General features: G+C 36.1%; 14 protein-coding genes. 11 read left to right on the top strand and 3 right to left on the bottom strand.

Annotation, left to right across the window (positions count from 1 at the left end; genetic code table 11):
* Nucleotides 1-89 precede the first annotated feature (89 nt).
* The 4 genes from NSQ95_RS13845 (at nucleotide 90) to NSQ95_RS13830 (ending at nucleotide 4,288) form a co-directional block, all read left to right on the top strand.
* Entirely contained in the window at nucleotides 90-1,157 is a 1,068-nt protein-coding gene (locus NSQ95_RS13845; RefSeq protein ID WP_342559790.1) for a hypothetical protein, read from the top strand.
* 199 nt (nucleotides 1,158-1,356) lie between these two features.
* On the top strand, nucleotides 1,357-2,187 hold the full coding sequence (locus NSQ95_RS13840; RefSeq protein ID WP_342559789.1) for a nuclease-related domain-containing protein: 831 nt from the start codon (nucleotides 1,357-1,359) through the stop codon (nucleotides 2,185-2,187).
* Between the two features lie 578 nt (nucleotides 2,188-2,765).
* On the top strand, nucleotides 2,766-3,233 hold the full coding sequence (gene lepB / locus NSQ95_RS13835) for a signal peptidase I (protein ID WP_342559788.1): 468 nt from the start codon (nucleotides 2,766-2,768) through the stop codon (nucleotides 3,231-3,233).
* 83 nt (nucleotides 3,234-3,316) lie between these two features.
* Nucleotides 3,317-4,288, top strand: coding sequence for an HNH endonuclease (locus tag NSQ95_RS13830; RefSeq protein WP_342559787.1), 972 nt, complete (start codon nucleotides 3,317-3,319; stop codon nucleotides 4,286-4,288).
* Between the two features lie 297 nt (nucleotides 4,289-4,585).
* Here the strand turns inward: NSQ95_RS13830 and NSQ95_RS13825 are convergent.
* A protein-coding gene (locus tag NSQ95_RS13825) for an IS3 family transposase (RefSeq protein WP_342559786.1) occupies nucleotides 4,586-5,724 on the bottom strand; the annotation gives its coding sequence in 2 pieces (ribosomal slippage) (nucleotides 4,586-5,499 and nucleotides 5,499-5,724; 1,140 coding nt in all).
* 216 nt (nucleotides 5,725-5,940) lie between these two features.
* Nucleotides 5,941-6,582: a 2OG-Fe(II) oxygenase gene (locus NSQ95_RS13820; RefSeq protein ID WP_342559785.1), complete on the bottom strand. Its 642-nt coding sequence runs from the start codon at nucleotides 6,580-6,582 to the stop codon at nucleotides 5,941-5,943.
* A 329-nt stretch (nucleotides 6,583-6,911) separates the two neighbouring features.
* On the opposite strand from NSQ95_RS13820, the gene NSQ95_RS13815 reads away from it, so the two are divergent.
* From NSQ95_RS13815 to NSQ95_RS13800, 4 genes are all read left to right on the top strand, one after another.
* Nucleotides 6,912-8,339, top strand: a complete 1,428-nt coding sequence (locus NSQ95_RS13815) for an excalibur calcium-binding domain-containing protein (protein WP_342559784.1) — start codon at nucleotides 6,912-6,914, stop codon at nucleotides 8,337-8,339.
* Between the two features lie 283 nt (nucleotides 8,340-8,622).
* Nucleotides 8,623-10,377, top strand: a complete 1,755-nt coding sequence (locus NSQ95_RS13810; RefSeq protein WP_342559783.1) for a hypothetical protein — start codon at nucleotides 8,623-8,625, stop codon at nucleotides 10,375-10,377.
* 17 nt (nucleotides 10,378-10,394) lie between these two features.
* Nucleotides 10,395-12,845 (top strand): FecR domain-containing protein, encoded by a 2,451-nt coding sequence (locus NSQ95_RS13805; protein WP_342559781.1) that lies wholly within the window; start codon nucleotides 10,395-10,397, stop codon nucleotides 12,843-12,845.
* 341 nt (nucleotides 12,846-13,186) lie between these two features.
* On the top strand, nucleotides 13,187-15,592 hold the full coding sequence (locus NSQ95_RS13800; RefSeq protein ID WP_342559780.1) for an excinuclease ABC subunit UvrA: 2,406 nt from the start codon (nucleotides 13,187-13,189) through the stop codon (nucleotides 15,590-15,592).
* 359 nt (nucleotides 15,593-15,951) lie between these two features.
* Here NSQ95_RS13800 and NSQ95_RS13795 read toward each other — a convergent pair whose 3' ends face one another.
* The gene (locus tag NSQ95_RS13795) at nucleotides 15,952-16,512 is read right to left on the bottom strand and encodes a GNAT family protein (protein WP_342559779.1); all 561 of its coding nucleotides are present in this window, start codon (nucleotides 16,510-16,512) and stop codon (nucleotides 15,952-15,954) included.
* A gap of 550 nt (nucleotides 16,513-17,062) precedes the next feature.
* Between NSQ95_RS13795 and NSQ95_RS13790 the strand changes: the two genes are divergently transcribed.
* From NSQ95_RS13790 to NSQ95_RS13780, 3 genes are all read left to right on the top strand, one after another.
* Nucleotides 17,063-17,254, top strand: a complete 192-nt coding sequence (locus NSQ95_RS13790) for a helix-turn-helix transcriptional regulator (protein ID WP_342559778.1) — start codon at nucleotides 17,063-17,065, stop codon at nucleotides 17,252-17,254.
* 2 nt (nucleotides 17,255-17,256) lie between these two features.
* Complete coding sequence (locus NSQ95_RS13785) at nucleotides 17,257-17,685, top strand: hypothetical protein (RefSeq protein ID WP_342559777.1); 429 nt, start codon at nucleotides 17,257-17,259, stop codon at nucleotides 17,683-17,685.
* Between the two features lie 119 nt (nucleotides 17,686-17,804).
* Nucleotides 17,805-18,638, top strand: a complete 834-nt coding sequence (locus NSQ95_RS13780) for a hypothetical protein (RefSeq protein WP_342559776.1) — start codon at nucleotides 17,805-17,807, stop codon at nucleotides 18,636-18,638.
* Nucleotides 18,639-18,653: the final 15 nt, after the last annotated feature.

The following is an 18,653-nucleotide window of genomic DNA, read 5'->3' as shown; positions in this document are numbered from 1 at the left end:
AAGAATTCCATTTTACAAATTAAATGTCAGAAATGATATATATGAGTAGAGTATAAAACTGTATACCTAACAAGGAGAGGAAAGAAGTAATGTTTAAAAAAATATTTTCGGTATTAGCTCTAAGCTTCCTATTAGTTGGTTGTGCTAATGAAAATGCAAAAGTTAACACAGAAGAGACCACTCAAAAAGAAATAACTGAAGAAGTTATTGAAAAGAAAACCGCTCAGCAGTATTTAGCAGAGTTTGAGAAAACGGCTGTTTATCAAGACCGTGTTAGAGGTATAGATAGTAGTTTTCTTGAATCAATAGATTTTGAGGGAGACGAAGTACCGGAAATGATACTTGGCTCAAATAATGATACAAAAAATAGCAATGTAACAATCTATAAATTTGAAAATGATCAATGGATAGAAGATATATCGAAAAATTATGAGTCAAATATACATATATATTTAGAGTCAATCGGTAAACTTCCATATGGAGATGGAACTTTAAAAGAGGCACTAGCTTTTGAAATAATAGAAGCTCATGCAAGTACTATGAGCCAAAGTTTGTCGATTCTAAATTATAATGAAACTGCTCAATCCATTGAAGAATTAGTGGAAATTGAGTTGCAATCAACAGAAACATATAGTGTTAATTTAGAAGAAAATAATTTTATTGTGACTGCAGAAAATGGTTTGACTCAAAACTATATATTCAAAAATGGAGAAATCGTAGATAGTAGTGGTAAACGTGTAGGTATTATTATTAATGAAAAATTGGCCGAACTGGTAGGTACGACAATTAATGACTATTATATTAATTTTACAGATTTTTACTACACTGCACAAAGAAAAATTAAAGAAAATTTAATAGCAGAAGAATATTATGAGGGAGCAATGTGTTCCTTCTATGAAACATTCTTTCTTTGTGAATCTCATAAAGAGAGTGGAGGAATGCATGCTTATTACATTACTCCTAAAAATAAGGTGACGGTGGATGAATTAACAAGTATCTTTAATCAAACAGTAGAAGTTGTAGGATGGGAAAATGAGATGGAAGGTGGCTATTCATACACAGCTGAAGTCATGACAGATTCAGGTTTATATAGTCTAGAATTTGATGGAGATTCACCAGAATCAGTTTTAGAATTTATAGCATATGTACCTAACTAACATAGAGATTCTAAATATGGAACCATTGCTAAATGAAGTTTAATCAAAGGCCTTCTACTTCTTGAGATGAATTAGGAGGTTTTTTCTGTCTAAATTAATACATGGCTTATTTGGATATAATGGAGAATTTATTGTATTACAAACGAATTATTAAGTTAATGAAAGGATCAACGATATATAAGAAAAGGGGAGAGTCTACATGTTTTCAAGAATAATTAAAAATATTTTTAAAAGAGAATCTTCCGAGAAAGTATCTGTTACCGTTAAGCAAAGAATAGAGAAACAGTCCAAACCAACTCCTTCAAGAATTGGTGAGCTTGGTGAATATAAAATCAATATACAACTCGACCAACTTCCGAAGAATAGCAAATATCTAACTGATGTATTAATTGAAAACAATAAAGCTAAGTCTGGATATTCACAAATTGATCATGTTATCTTTACTCCTTATGCAATATTTGTTGTAGAGACTAAGAATTATAGTGGAACTATTTATGGGGATAGGAGCAGGACTAAGTGGAGTGTTAATGGGAAATTTCCGATGATGAATCCATTTAATCAGAATTATGGTCATATACAAGCGATTAAGGGAGTTCTCGAGATAGAAGATGAGACACAATTTGTCTCAATGGTCTCTTTTACTAAAAGATGTACTTTTAAAGTAAATGATGAATTAAGAAAAATACAATCGAATGATTTAATCGTTTATGACATAGAACTATCGGAGTATATTACGAGGAAGATCAATATACTTAAGCTTCAAAATCCGGAACCAATTTATTCTACGAATGAATTACAGAACTTATATAATAAAATAAAGAGTGCTAATATAACAGATTTATATATAAGAGATAAGCATGTAGAAACGTTGAAAGAAAAGGATAGGGAAGCTATTAAGAATGAGAATAACCTTTCGACTTGTAAAACATGTGGGAATCCAGTTTCCGAAAAGGTTAAAGTATATTGTTTATCAAACAAAACTCGTTTTAAGGGTAATATATATTGTTTTGAGCATCAAAAAGCTATTTAAGTAATTTTTAATGGTGAAAGAGTAGCATTATTATGCTGCTCCTTTTTTGAGACATTTAATGAATTTCATTTCAATTTTAATATATAAGCATACATCATATATGAACCTGTAGATTTTACTATTCTCATTAGTCTCATAAAACTGAGAAAGGAAGATTTGGAATTTCGGTAATTCTTTTTCTAGAACGTAATGATTCTTTTCCATCCCTGAACAACTGATTTTGCATGCCATAGATCATATATATATAATTGCTCTATGTGAATTGATTCATCTATAGTAGGATATTATTTATATCATTATGTATGGTCTCTTTGACCGGAATTACTGGTTTATAATCAACTCCATTTCTTCCAATGTCACCATACCTCAACACACACCATTCAAGACTCTCAATATAATGGATAATACATGTATAATAGTAATATAATGGTATATAAAAGAAAGCGGAATCCTTTTTAATAAAGCTAAGAGTTAACATATCGGCAGAGCAGTAAGAGTAATAGGGCCGTTTTAGTAACAGTAAATGTAATGAAACTAAATAACAAACTGTTGAAACTGAAGTCTAGGAGGTATTTCAAATGAGAAAATTACTTGTGTTTTTATTCTTTATGACAATTTTAGCTGGTTGTGTAAGTGATAATAAAAAAGTTTACTTAAACGATGGCATATCAATGTCTCCAACATTAGAACATGAGCAAAAATTAATAATTGATAAAGATTATTATATAGAAAATGACATTAAACGTGATGATATCGTGCTCTTTAAACTCGAAGAAAAAACTCCAATAAAAAGAGTGATCGGTTTGCCTAACGAATTCATTCAGATTAGTGATGGAACTATTTATATTGATAACAAGCCACTTGTAAGTGAATATGATTTTGTTGATGTATGGGCTGGAGATATGCCTGAAGAGGGTATTCAATTAAAGAGTGACGAGTATTTTATAATTGGAGATAATCCTAGACCATTAACAAGTAAGGATAGTAGAGCTGTAGGGCCAATAGCTAAGGATGATATTGTAGGAAAAGTTATTGAGATTAAATAGTTGAAGAATTACTAAATTTCAACGAGGTTCTATCGAATATAAAATGCATTCACTCTAGTAGTTATAGAAAGGAGAGGGGAAAGATGGGCTGGGAGTTAAACGTTGCAGAAGCAAAGGATATTTATTTGGCAGAAAGTGATTTGTGGCGCTACACCCAACATTTCCTAATGCATTCGCATCATACCACTACGTACAAATATATTTTAATGAAGGCATTGCTGGAAAGTTTACCAGAAGTCAGTGAAAGTGGTCGGTTAACGTTTTTGCAAGTTACAAGACATGTGACTAAAATTTACTGGAATCTAACGGTTACGTACCAACTCGGGCAATTGAATTCAAAAGAAAAACGGAGCAGCTTAGAACAAGTAATTATAGAGTTTCAACGACAGCATGAGATTCCAAGAGAGTGGAATTTTGACAAAATAGCAGAGCCACAAAAAGCTCTTCTTATTAAAAATGTTAACGATATTTTTAAAAAGTACGTTTACGGATCCTTTTACAAATCGTTTGACGGGACTATATATTCTTTTCATAAAAAGGAAGGATGGCTTCAGCTTACAGCACCCTATATTGTTTTCTTTGAAAAATACAAGCGAATTCTTATGAATGTTACAAATTATCAGCTTGCATTGTTTTTAGAGAAGTACAATACCAAAGAGGCAATGGAAAAGATTTTAACGAAGGTGGAGTTTGTTTCTGCCAGACAATCACTATCGGAGTTTCAGGTGCTGCTTAAACAGTATGGAGAGGAGCGCTGTTTCTATTGTAATAGGGCGGTTAAGAAATCCCATGTTGATCATTTTGTACCATGGAGCTATGTGCAAAATGATGTGCTATGGAATTTTGTGCTCGCATGTTCGTCCTGTAATTCGAGCAAAAGTAATCGGTTGGCACATACTGAATATCTAGGAGAACTCGTGGCACGAAATAGTAGATGGCTTGCCTTTGACCAAATGGAGACATATAGCGAAAAGAAGCTTGTACATATGTATGACTATGCTATTCAAAATGGTTTTTTAGGGGATTGGAGACCTAGAGAGGGAAAGAGGGCATAGTAAATATAAACAAGGACAAAAATTATGTAAATAAAGTTTTTCAGTGGCCTGACCTTTCTCTAAGCTAGCTTAAAATTTTTTCTAAAACATGGATCTACGTCAATATCCTGGACACAAAAAAGTTAAGTCCCTGTCAGAACGGCATCCAATCATGGAGCGTCCTGTATCCAGCGAAACCAATCAAGTGAAAGACCGTACTTGACAGCTTTCGCTGGATACAGGAAATACAAGCCATGGATGTCGTCCTGAAAAAATGTGTAGGTAGGGGTAACTCAGGAAAACGAGATGCCTTTGCTATCAAACCGCTTCTTTTCGGCATAAGTCCTCTAATTGTTGAGGTGTTAGATAGTTAATAGCTCCATGAATTCGTTTTCGGTTGTACCACGATTCGATATAATGAAATAGGGTCAATCGGGCTGTTTCAAAGTTGATATAACTAGATTGATATACCTCTTCTTTTTTCAAAATCGCATGAAAAGACTCGATACATGCATTGTCATACGGGCATCCTTTACGACTGAAAGATTGTTTGATTTTTGCTTCTTTCACTGCTTTTTCAAAGTCTTCACTAGTATACTGGCTGCCTAAATCGGTATGTAAAATTAGTCCTTCTTCTGGTTGTTGAACATCGATTGCGTTCGCTAAAGCTTGTAAAACAAGTTCTGTTGTCATCGATTTGGAAAAGGAATAGCCAACAATTTTTTTCGTGTGTAAATCTAGGACGGAAGCTAAATAACACCAGCCGTCTTTTAATGTATTAATATACGTAATATCTGCAACCCATTTTTCATTAATGCTCGTCGTTTCAAAATTTTGTTCTAACAGGTTTTCGCGTTCCACCACTTGCGCATTGGAGGAAGTTGGTCGGTACTTCTTCACGATCGTTGATCGAATTCCAGCCTTTTTCATGATTCGCTGCACTCGGTTTAAGCTGAAATCGACCTTTTCTTGTGTTAACAGATAATGAATTTTTGGTGCACCATAGCGACCTTTACTCTCCGCATGTATAGTTTTTATGCGTGCTAAAACCGCTTCGTTTTCCATGGCATACGAAGATTTTACTTTATGGAACGACTGGTAATACGTACTTCTGGACACTTTTAGCACATCACACATCAATTGGATAGGAAAGTGTTCTTTCTCCTTTTCGATATGGTCAATAATCTCTTGGTCTGTTACTTTCTTGCGAATATGGTCATAGCCTTTTTTAGGATGTCTACCTCCTGTTGAAGCCGAAGGTTTTCCTTTTGAATTTCTGCGATTTGAGACGGTGTTAAACCCCCACTGTTTTCGATTGGGGAGTGTGCTTTAATCCATTTATAAATAGTTACTTCAGAAATACCATATTCGCTACTGAGATTACTCACAGGTGTACCAGATCTGTGGAGTTCGACAATTGTTTGTTTAAATTCTTGGTTATACCGTTTTTGTTTCATTCCGAACACTTCCTCTCTATTTATAGGATAGAGACTTAACTAATTTGTGTCCATACATCCATACTAGCATCAACAATGGGTTGTCGTGTTACGTTTACTTATCAGAATAACAAGCAACTCTAAATTAATTATCAGAGCTAGAATAAATAAAGAAGCCGATAAAACGGCTCCTTTATTATTTGCTTTCTTTGTAACTTTTAATTTAGCAAAACAAACTCATCTTATTTTTTGCTTCCTCATCCATTGCGTTGCAACCCACTTCTCACCAGTAATCACTGGTGCGCCTCCATGCAGAGTTAATTCATTTAAAGTTTGGTCGCTATAGAAGTACTCGAAATAGACGGCCATCCCTTTTTTAGGGGTTACGGTAAAGTTCAGCTTAGGAAAAAAGGTTTCTCCACCTTCCTCTACATCATTTAAGTACATGACGAGCGTACTGATTCTATTATTGTTTGCTGCTTTGCTTGTTGATGAAAAGAAATCAAAATGAGCTTTATATTCTTGACCAGGGGAATACTTAAGGATTTGAAGGCCTTCTCCGTGTTCGATGGGTATATTCATAACAGCTGAGATTCTTTTTTCGACTTTAGCGACAATCGCGTTTTCACTTTCTTCAATGAACGTACCACTACTTGTTCTTTGCTCATTTACTTCGCGTGTTGCGCCAATCTTGGATCGTTTCATTCGGTCCATCGACAATCTGATCAGTTCATCGCACTCCTCGTGGCTTAACATATTTCCTAAAACCACTACTAATGGTTCCTCTAATCTAGCGACTATATCAATCTCTCTATCTGTTATTATTTTATGTCCCACGTGATCGAAAATCGTTTGCTCTTTCTTTTCGGTTATTAACATCACAACACCTCTTCATCTATTTAATTTTGTACATAGAATTTATTTCTTATTTTCATTTTAGAAACAAGGATAAAAATGGGATTATATTACTTTTTATGGAATAAATTTTATTTAATTTTATCATATAATTTATATGAATCTAAACTTTCAGAATATTTTATTGGGATTATTTTTTTAGATATATTAATGGTAATGGGAGAGGAAATATTTACTGTAAGGAACAATTTGTTTGTGCCAAAGGGTCTAAATAAATTTGAAAATTACATAAACCTCTGAATAGGGAAAACCCGTTTATAATAGAAAATGATATTTTAGACGGAGGTACATGTATGCAGAAGTGGATAGGAAATCGACCAACAATAGGTCAGAAAGCCTTAGTGACAATGTATGGAAAAGTTTTAGAGCAAGCACGACATACCGTTATAAATTCAACGGATACTGTCTTAAAAGTGATAGAGGCGGAATTTGATAAGAAAAGTGGCAGGGATGTAAAGGGAGTATTGGTATTAACTACGACATCTATCCTATTTCTTTCTAGAAGTGAAAATACGGTATATACATATAATCAAGTGAATGATTTTCGTGTTCAGAAAGATGGCAATGATAAAAATGAGTGGCAGCTAACAATGAATATTGGGTACATGCCACGTAGATTTGATGATATTAAGATTAACGATGATAGCAAGGAGTTTATTGAAATCCTTGAGCATATTGTCCATCACAAATCAGCTAATGTACTCACAACAGTTACCCATAATTTTGATCATTTCTTACACGCAGATAGATTAAATGATTTACGATCTAATAACGTGAAAATAACAGCATTTGTTATGAAGAGAGATAATCTTGGTCATACGAAAAATGGAGAAAGACTGTTAAGGGAAAAACATAGAAATGCGAAGCTAATTGCAGAAGGCTACTATCAAAGTGCAAAGAAAAAGGGCAACTTTGTTTTAGTGGAAGATACGAATATTTTAGTTTATGAATATGACGACAAGGAACGAACAGCTACATTATTGAACAAATGGCCATTTACGTTCTTTTCTCATGCAGTCGTTGACCAATTTGCGATGAAAACTGTAATAAGCAGAGAAGAAGGAGATTTAGTTTTAACTAGCTCGGGTAAAAAGTTTGTCGCTCTTTTAGTGGATGCTAAAATAGCTTTCGAGTCAAAAGAGAGAAAATGGTATCAGAAGGTGCTAGGCTTCCGCAGTGGGAAGTGGTGGAAAAGAGCAGTTGCCTCGTTTATGTATGTATTCGGCTTTATAATCATTCTTGCTATGATTTTTGGAGAAGACACTACAGAAACAGACGCTATTACTCCAGATACGAAAACAGCTGATGAGCAATCCAATAAAACAGATGCTGAAGCAGACCGTTTAGCAGAGGAGCAGCAAAAGCAACAAGAAGCAGATCGACTAGCTGAAGAGCAGCGCAAGCAAGAAGAAGCGAATCGTTTAGCAGAGGAAAAGGCTAAACAAGAAGAAGCAGAACGTGTAGCTGAAGAGCAACGAAAACAAGAAGAAGCAGATCGACTAGCTGAAGAGCAACGCAAACAGGAAGAAGCAGAACGTTTAGCAGAGGAACAACGTAAACAAGAAGAAGCTAAACGAGTGGCAGAAGAGCAAAAGTCTAACGTAAGCTATAAAAACTGTACGGAAGCCCGTAATGCTGGTGCAGCACCGATTCATCAAGGAGAGCCAGGGTATGGCAAGCATCTTGATCGTGATGGAGATGGCATTGGTTGTGATAGATAAATTTTAGGAAGTAATTTCTAATATATTATAGGAGAGTATTTAAACGAATGTCGTTTGAATACTCTCTTTTTATTTGCGTCCCTGTGTCAGAAACATTCACGTTAGTTCAAACAAACGTGAATGTTGTGAAATTCATGTTTGTTTCTGACACAGGGAACATACAAATGCAAAACTATTAACATTCCTCAGTATTCATATGATAAAAAAATGATTAATGTTAGAAAGTGTATGTTATTGATACAATTTGTAGAATTTTATCATGTTCTGTAAAGGGGGAGAAATTATGAAAAGAAAACTTTGGAAAGAAATTATGGTTGCAGTATTATTCGTTTCAACTATTTTGTCATTTGCACCGATTGCATATGGACAAACTACTTCTGTTCAACAATCCATTATTTCATTAAAAATGGAAATGAAGAAAGCTGCTCTGTCTTATGTAGAGCCTGCTTTAAAAGGGGAATTGGTCTCCAGTACTTCCCTTGACCCAGTGCTAAACAGTGTAAAGAAAAACTATCAAACAACTAGAAATGTCATTCTCACATCTAATCTTTCAGCAAAAGAAAAACAAGAGAAGCTAAAAGAAATAGAGGCATTGTATCAGGAGAAAATAGGGAAGGGCCTAATCCCGTACATCGATGCCTATAACTACGCAACGAAGTACTTAGATCCCTTATTAAAAGAAATAAAAGAAGCTGAGGCAAAAAAGGACTTTCTTGCAGTTGAAAAAGCCTATCACAAGCTATCAGTGCAACTTAAGTCAAGAACGTCTATTTTGTATCGTGTAACAGGAAAAGCACCTCGTGACCTTTTGTTAGAAAAATATAAAAAGCCAGCAGATCAAAAACGAGACGAGCTGGTAGTTCCTGTGACAATTATTATGAAGCTAACAAGCGCCCAACAATTATATCTGGGTGGAAAAAAAGAAGAAGCAGTAAAAGTGATTAACGATGTTCCAACTCTCGTAGCCAAATTATCTAGTAAGCAAGTATTTCATCAAGCATTGATAAAAGAGCTGGAGAGGCTTCAAGCCATCTACTCCCCAGTCGTTGTAACTTCGGTATACCCAGCAGTTACGTCTGAAGGGGGCATGTTACGTTTGCCTACAAATCTAGCAATCCTGCCAGACGATTCCCTTGTTATTTCTGATCAAGGAAATCATTTAATTCGTCGACTAAATAGTGGGAATCTTTCTACCTATGCAGGAATGATTTTGACGGTAAATAAAGATGGTTCCCCGCTTGGGGGCTTGCATAACGATGTAAAGGATAAAGCCATTTTTTCTACTCCCTCTGGACTTGTAAGTGATTCCAAGGGAAATGTGTATGTAGCAGATACAGCAAACCATGTTATTCGTAAAATAACAAGTGAAGGTCAAGTAATTACCTTGGCAGGAAATGGTCGTCCAGGGTTAGTGGATGGGAAGTCAAATGCTGCTAGTTTTTATTTTCCACAGGATCTTGCTGTTACAACAGATGGCATAGTATATGTGACTGATACTTTGAATCATGTGATTCGTAAAATTGATACAAACGGTAACGTTACGACGCTTAATGCACCTTCCCTGCGTCCAGTAGAAATTGCTGATGGCGTAATTGAGAGTGCGGGAGATTATCTGGATGGAACACTAAGCCAAGCAAAGTTTAATGAACCTTCTAGTCTTGCAATAGACGCGAAAGGAAATCTATATGTGAGTGATACAGGAAACCAAGTAATCCGATATATCGACTTCTTAACAAACAAAGTGACTACTGTTGCTGGAAATGTACCCTCTACCAATGGTTTATATGGAGACAGTGGCTTTAAAGATGGTAATGCTTTAGCTTCTCAATTCTCCATACCAAAAGGGATAGCGGTTACTCCAGAAGGTGGTCTATTAATCGCGGATTATGGAAATCATGCTATTCGTTACTACTATAAAGGTACAGTAAGCACTATTGTGAAAGACTTGCAGTTCCCGTCAGATCTTGCAGTAACTAAAAAAGGAATAATCTTTGTGACGAATAGCCATACCAATCAAATTATTAAAATAACCAAATAACGAGAGGAGGAGAAGTCTTGCTTAGAGGAGTTAAGAAAGTTAGTTATATGTTTTTGATGAGCTTACTTGTAATGATAGCAGTATTACCTAGTGAGCCTGCAAGTGCTAAGGAGAATAGATTCTTTGTCGTTCAAGAGATAACAGGTGTTGCGTATATTCAAAAGGCAGGAGGCATGAAGTCTATTCGAGCAGCTATCGGAATGAAGCTTCACCAAGGGGATCGGATTCAGACTGAGGAATTGTCTAGTATTCTATTACAGGCAGGGGATACGAAGGATAACGTAACGATTGGGGAGAATTCGGATATTTCCCTTGTACATTTACATGAAAATGAAGGCTTTAAAATGACTAGTTTAAAAGCTTGGAAAGGTTCTGTCTATGCAGATGTGACTCCTGTTAAAAATAAGAAGGATCGTTTTCAAATAATGTCGATTGATGCAACTTTTCATGCAAAGGGTACTCACTTTGTTGTAGCTATCAATCCGTTAACAGGATTGCCAACCATGTTTGTAGGTGCAGGAACGGTGGAAGTAGATCAGGAAAGCAACCCAAATAATGGAGCGGTTCCAATATTCCCTACTCAGCAAATCTCGCCAGGACTGACTCCTAATTTACCAGACGGGGTACATGTAGTGGACCTTGATAGTTTCCTTCCATCCGTTGACTCTACCATCATAGAGCAAATATTAATAAATAAAGCGCAAATAGATGAAGAGAATAGAGCATTTATTAATAGCATGAACAAGGGTGAGATGAATTTAGATTCGGAAGTTGATTTCCAAAGGTATCAACAAAACGTAGATAATTTACTAGCAAGTCTATTGAAAAGCGCAATTACTAGTGGGCAGGTTTCTCCGGAAGAAGCTAAACGTCTAATAGAACTTTATAATAACAATAAGTCACCTGGCTCCCTTGACTTCGATCGAGCTCCAGCCTTACAAATAAGTGAGGAAGAAAAAAAGAAACAACAAGCAATTGAGCAGCTCGAAGAAAAGAGAAAACAACAACAAGAGGAGTTAGCACGAAAACAAAGAGAACTAGAAAATCAAAATCAAGCATTAATACAACGACTAGAAGAAGAGAGAAAAAGAAAAGAAGAGGCAAATCGTTTAGCGGCTGAAAAAGCGAAGAAAGAAGCAGAGGAAAAATTGTTAGCGTCTTTAGCTGAGCAACAAAGAAAAAAAATGGAGGACCAATTAAGGCAACGAGAACAAGAGAAAAAAGAGCAAGAGGAGCGACGCAATTCACAAATTCCGACGCCACCAACCCCTCCACCAGCTCCAACTCCACAGCCACCTTCGGACGGTGGTGGAGAAAACGGCAATACTCCGGTTAATCCAGACGAGGAAGCTGCTAACCGTGTAATGGCCAAAATAAACAGCATCCCCGTACCATTAACTCTTGCATCAAGAGATCTAGTTGACCATGCAAGAGAGAGTTATAATGCATTAACAGCGGCTCAGAAAAACCTGGTGACAAATCTTGAAAAGTTAATCGCTTATGAGCTGGAAATAGAAAGATTACTTAAGAATCAAGAAATCATGCCTCGAATTGTTTCAGAGATTGAAAGAAATATTCATCAAATTCAAGAGATAGATAATGTAACAGAAGCAAGTTATTTAATGGAAGAGACAAGGCTAATGATCAACAGCTTGTACGGAGATAGAGCACTTATCTCAGAAGAATTATTTAGCTATTTTGAAGAGACAGAGGTTAACTTGGTTGAAGCATTAATATCTAATTTGGTTGGCTTCCATGATGAATATCAATTGGCTGAAGCCAGAGAAAAATGGGACCAATTAACTTCGGAACAAAGAAACTCTGTTACGAATAAAGGTGTTTTGTTTGAAATGGAAGTCCAGCATTTAACTAGAATGGTGATAGAATTAGCTGAAATGGACGCGATTTCAATAGATCACCTTGAGCAAATAGATTATATGAGGCATCTTTTTGATCGATTGGAAGAGAGCCATAGAGGAAATATAGAAGAGCATGTTAAAGAGAAAATAGAACAACTGGTAGCGGAGAAAGTAAATGTACTTTCACAAGAAGGAAATTTAGATGAGTATATATCTCGATTGTCCCATGGACAAAACCAGCAAAATATACACTTCTTACTAAGTATTTATCAGCAAGAAAATCTAACTGAAGCACAGCTGGAAAATATATTAAGTGCATTGGATATGTATATTAGAGAAAGAAGTATTTATCATTTCCAGACGGAGTCCCTAGATTATTCAAAGAATTATCAGGTTGTATTTTTGTCTGATGGGAATCATGCCGTTTATATTCCTCTAAATACTCATTTTGATAATATTAATGAACTAAGGGAATATGTTAAGAGTTACACAGAAGGAAGAATTTCAGTAAATATTATTCTGGATGAAGAAAATTATTTGTATGCAAAGGCAAGCTTACCAAATGTTTATATATCGAAGAAAACCCTGGAATTATCGGAGGAATTATAAAGCGGCTTTAATAACCGAATAAATATTCTATAAAATGGAGCTGATGAGAAAAAGACATCAGCTCCATTTCTCTTTGACGGTGCTTTTATAAGTAGGTTAACAAACAAAAGTATTGGCTGTGAATCAATAATTGCTGAAAATAGATGAGAAGAGAGTTTTTAAACGAGTGAAGTTTAAAGACTCTCTTTTTAAGCTTCTACGATTTTCTGTCGCCTGCTCGGATAATTCAAAGCCTTATGCACCAACCAATACTCTTAGTAACGCTCCACTATAACACCAGCCACCATAATTTCAGTATCCTTATGATATATTGGATAAATAACAATGATCGAGGTGTTCACATGACTCAAGTGATTACAATTGAAAATGCATATGAAGGGAATTTAAAGAATATATCACTACAAATTCCGAGAAACAAATTGGTTTGTGTAACAGGTGTTTCGGGGTCAGGTAAATCGACGCTCGTAATAGATACTCTCTACAAGGAATGTCAGCGCCAATATTTGGAGGCAACAGGCTACCAGGGGATCCAAAAACCAGGGGTGGATCATATATCGAATCTGTCGCCTGCAATCCAAATCAATCAGCATCATACAAACAAAAATCCGCGTTCGACGGTAGGGACGATGACCAATATTTATACGGATTTGCGTGTGATGTTTGAAAAAATTAGTCAACGCACGTGCGGTAATTGTCATCACGCTTACTCTCAAAATGAAGGGAAGCAATCGCTTGAAAATATAGATGGCCAATATGTATCGCTTGTTGAATGTCCAAGCTGTCAGGCAAAAGAGCCATTATTAACAAGAACACATTTTTCCTATAATAAGTCGGAGGGTGCTTGTCCAACCTGCTCAGGCATTGGCGAAGAGATTCAAATAAACTGGTCCGCCATTATCGATGAAACAAAATCCATTATGGATGGAGCTTTACTATTTTTAGATAAAGGCTATCAGAAATATGTACAGGGCATTCTAAGAAACGCGTTCCAGTTCTATCAATTAGAAGACGTTCTAGCAAGCCCGGTTGAAACATGGACGCAGAATCACAAGACATTGCTTTACAAAGGAGTTGAAGCGGCACAGCTCGACGTGGAAAAGGGTGTACCAAAAAATGTAACGGACGGAAGATTTGAAGGAATTGAACCGATGCTTTGGCGAAAGCTCGCTGATAAAGGGATCGAAGGTGTACCTGCAGAGCAATTTGCGACAACGCTTTGTTCCGCCTGTCATGGGGAGCGTTTAAATGAACATAGCCGGAGAGTGACTGTCTACGACAAACGCTTGCCGGAATTAGTGAGCTATTCTATTGAACAATTGTCCAGGTGGATCCATGAAGTGACCCAGCATCTTCCCGAGCAGCAAAAACGATATGTGGACAATTTTCTTTTGGACATTCAGACGAAAACGGAACGCATATTAAAAGTAGGTGTCGGCTATTTAACGTTAGACCGTCAAACAATCACCTTATCAGGCGGCGAACAACAGAAAATAAAGCTCGCTGCTGTATTGGATTCCACCTTAACCGGAGTTATTTACTTGTTGGATGAGCCTACAACCGGCCTGCATCCAAAGGACACGAAGGGCATGATTGAGCTATTAAGGAATATGCGAGATTTAGGCAATACAGTTATTGTCATCGAGCATGATCCAGATGTGATGAAAGCAGCAGACTTAATCATTGATGTTGGCCCAGGTGCGGGGAAATTTGGTGGTGAGGTCATCGGCATAGGTAACCTAGAAGAAATGATGGCAATGGAAAGCTCGGTTACGGGGCAATATTTACAAAAAGAAACGAAAATAAATGAACGAACAAGGCAACCGAATGAGTGGCTAGTAGTAGAAAATGTAACTAAATATAATTTAAACAATGTGACGGCACAGTTTCCGATGGATTGTTTTACAGCAGTTGTTGGGGCATCGGGATCAGGCAAATCGACACTCGTATTCGATGTAATGGTAGAGAGAGACCTCTCCCAATTCAATCAGGTCATTACAGTCGAGCAATCACCCATTACCAAGATGAAACGCTCTAACATTGCTACCTATACGGATGCATTTTCAATCATCCGCACGCTGTTTTCCAAAGTTCCCTTAGCAAAGGAAAAGGGATTCACAAACAAACACTTCAGCTTCAATACAGCAGGCGGGAGATGTGAAAATTGTGAAGGGCTAGGCGTTGTACCGAGCAATATGTTATTTTTCGATAACGTGGAACTCGTCTGTCCCGCATGTAATGGGAAGCGCTTCAAGGATGAGGTGTTAGAGGTAACGCTATATGATAAATCCATCTCCCAGGTGTTGGATTTATCGGTTGAGGAAGCAGGCGAAGTATTCAAATCCGATAAAAAGCTAACGAATATACTTAACTTATTACAAGAGGTCGGGCTTGGCTATGTCACATTAGGACAGCCATTAACGACTTTATCGGGCGGGGAAGGACAACGATTAAAGCTGGCAAAAGAACTGCTGACCGTAAAAAAAGGAAAGCAGCTATTCTTAATTGATGAGCCAACAACTGGACTGCACCCAATTGATATCGAGCATTTTTTAGTGCTACTGCAACGCATAGTCGATGCTGGCAATACCGTCATCGTCGTAGAGCACAATGAACAAGTCATAAGGGCTGCGGATTGGATCATTGAAATGGGTCCAGAAGGCGGCATGAAGGGCGGTAAGATCATTGCAACAGGCACACCTGCTCAAATCATGAATAACAATGATTCAATTATTCGGGAATATATTTAATACTTATGGAGCTATCAGGTATAAAAAACATTGGATGCTGATGGACCTATATCTATCTTCATTAATAAAAATTGGTAAATAAGAATTTAATATAATGACGATGCTTGATAGGCAAACAACCTATCAAGCATCCTTTTTTTCATTAGCAGATATTAATGGGGTAATGCTGCATACCATTGCTCTTAGAGGTAATTTGTAATGTAATTAGAATACACATAAAAAAATGAGCCAGGATATTTTCTCTTGGCTCATTTTACTTTGATATTGTTTTTTCTTAACGCACTCGTTAGTTCAATAAGAAGAACTTATATTAATTAGCATTCTTCACCATACAGTTCGAATGCTCATTCGATCATTAATTAAACTTGAGCGGTTTTCCAATCCTTTCTAAGTATACCCATGGTACAAATATCGTGATAGCTTCCAAACCTGAATAGTTCTTCTCTTAAAGTCCCTTCCAAGAAAAATCCGCATTTTTCATATGAAGCAATTGCTCTTTTGTTGTAACTAAATACTTGAAGTTTCACTTTATTTAAATTCATATAATTAAAAATAAAGTCTATCAATACTCTCATTGAATCGGTTCCATAGCCCTTCCCTTGATAATCGGCTCCTATAGATACACCAACGTGACAAGTACCATTTTTCCAATTCACTGAGTAAACAGATATCGTCCCAATAAAGATTTTTTCATCTTTAAGTTCAATCCCAAATATGTATTCATCCTTTTCAGGATTTATTTCACTAAGGAATTTTTCATGGTCCCTTTCTGTAGGTGGAAATGGTATCTCATCATTCATTAGTAACCGACTTTCCATTAAATCTTCCATTGCAAAGAAATCTTGATAATCCTCTTTTGTTAATTTACGTAAAGCGACTTTGTCTCCTATTAGAAACCTTTTACTATATTGATTAATCATTTTTATTTCCCCCAAATTAAGTGCAGGGGTTAGTAGTAAGGGTTATTCTACTGAACCCTTGCGAAGTTTTTGTTGCTTAGATCCTTTAAAAACTTCTAGTGCAATAGATGCCATCATGAGTTCATCTCCCTTTTATTAAGATAATGAAAGTGTATATTAAATTCCTTTTTAATACAAATAAATTTTCAGACATTGGGACTCTGTATTGGCGTCATACAATAATATATTACGATTCAATTTGAATACATTTTGCTAGCTTTATGGACAAAGCTGTACTTGCTTATTTACTCTGAACATTGGAAAAGTCCTAAGTATATGTTTCTAGATGGTGAAGATGATTGGTGAAGAGAATCGAAGAGTCTCTTTTTTTGTTGGGAAAGTATAGGAAAATATGACCTGTTATTATATTGTTCGAAATAGTAAAGGGTAAATTCATCAAATCATTGCTAACCTCTTTCTTCCTCAGGACTCTCTTGACAATCTAAACTCACTTATGTAATATATAAATTACAAAAGACATATATACATTACATTCAACTCGGAGGCATTTATGGTTAATCGTATGAAAATTGCTCGGATGGAAAAGGGCTTAACGCAATCTGAGCTAGCAAATAAAATTGGGGTAACTCGTCAAACGGTGGGGTTGATTGAAAAAGGGGATTATAATCCGACGTTACATTTATGTATTGCGATTGCGAAAGAGCTGGATCAAACATTAAATGATTTATTTTGGGAGGAATAGATATGCATATATTACAATGGCTTTCGACTGATGAATATAAACAAAAGGTGATTTCCAGGATATTAGTAGAGGGGGCAATCCTTCAATTTATCCTTTCCTTTGTTATGATTGCTGTCCATCTATTTACCGATATGGATCCTCTATTTTTATTGATGATTCCTTTTGCTGTGTTTTTATTTTATTGTTTAGCTAGGTACATATTTTCAGGCATTGAATTTGCAAATGTCTTTACAGAAGATGAGGTAAGGGCTGCTAAAAAGCGTAATCTATTAAGCTCCATTAGCTTTTGTGTAGGGATGATTATTTTATCTCTATTGATGGGCCAGGCTATAATCGATGGTGTTATGGTTTCCATCATTGCTGGGATACTATGGTTTGTGATGAATTCTATCTCTCTTAGAAAATCTGTTCAAAAGAATGCCGACTTATAAACGTATTACACACTCCTGTTTCAATTGAGGCAGGTTTTTTTATTTGTAAAAATTGACAAAGGTGAGAGCTGATAGAATAATAGAATTCAAATGTTTCCTCCAGAAAGGACTGACTCTAGTTGTACAGAAAAGTTACATTCTACATTATGGTAGCTATTTTCTTTCTATTCTATATTCAAAAACCATTGTTTGGAGCCATTCCTAGTGCTGTTGCAGGTTATATAAAGGATAAAAAAGAAGAAGAGAGAATAGCTGAATTTTTAAAGGACTATAGCAAGGTAGATGTACAGCATGTGACCATTCACTATATGGACTTTGATGAGGAGCTATGGCAAACGACGAAGGTCGCACTAGAACGGGGGATTGAGCTTAACAAAGAAATGCTAGGGCAGTTCAATGATTCGGTCGATTTGATCATTTTTCCTAATAAAGCTGATCGGATTAATTTGTTTGGCATAGGTCATTTTATAAATAATAATGATAATCCTTATTATAATACGGTAAATATATTTCCAGCGGATCGAGAGGAAATCTTTCCAGATATGACACCAGCGGATTTACTATACAAAAATGTGATTCATGATTATACGCAATATGTAATTAACCAGAGAATGGATGAGCTAAGGCTATCTGCTGGCTATATTCCTAATTGGTTCATTGTAGGGGTGGGGGAGTATATTAGTAACTTTGGTAAGGAGACACCTCCTTTAGAGGCTGAAGCAGTTCGTTTAAGCTCTCTTAATTCCAAAATAGCTGGACTTGGAGATGATGATGAAAATGCCAAGTATAATGGCTATATTCAGTCTCACTTAACGATTAAATACCTTGTAGATGAGTTTGGACCTGGCATTATTAATGAAATTCTTATAGAAACGGAGGAGGAACATAGTTTTAATAAGGCTTTTACCACTATGACAGGAATCGAATTGTCTGCTGTACCAGATATCTATTAAATGATAAACATCCGT

This window comes from Psychrobacillus sp. FSL W7-1457 (assembly GCF_038593405.1).
Classification (GTDB): Bacteria; Bacillota; Bacilli; order Bacillales_A; family Planococcaceae; genus Psychrobacillus.
The sequence above is the reverse complement of the archived record's forward strand: the minus strand, read 5'-3'. Positions and strand labels throughout refer to the sequence as shown.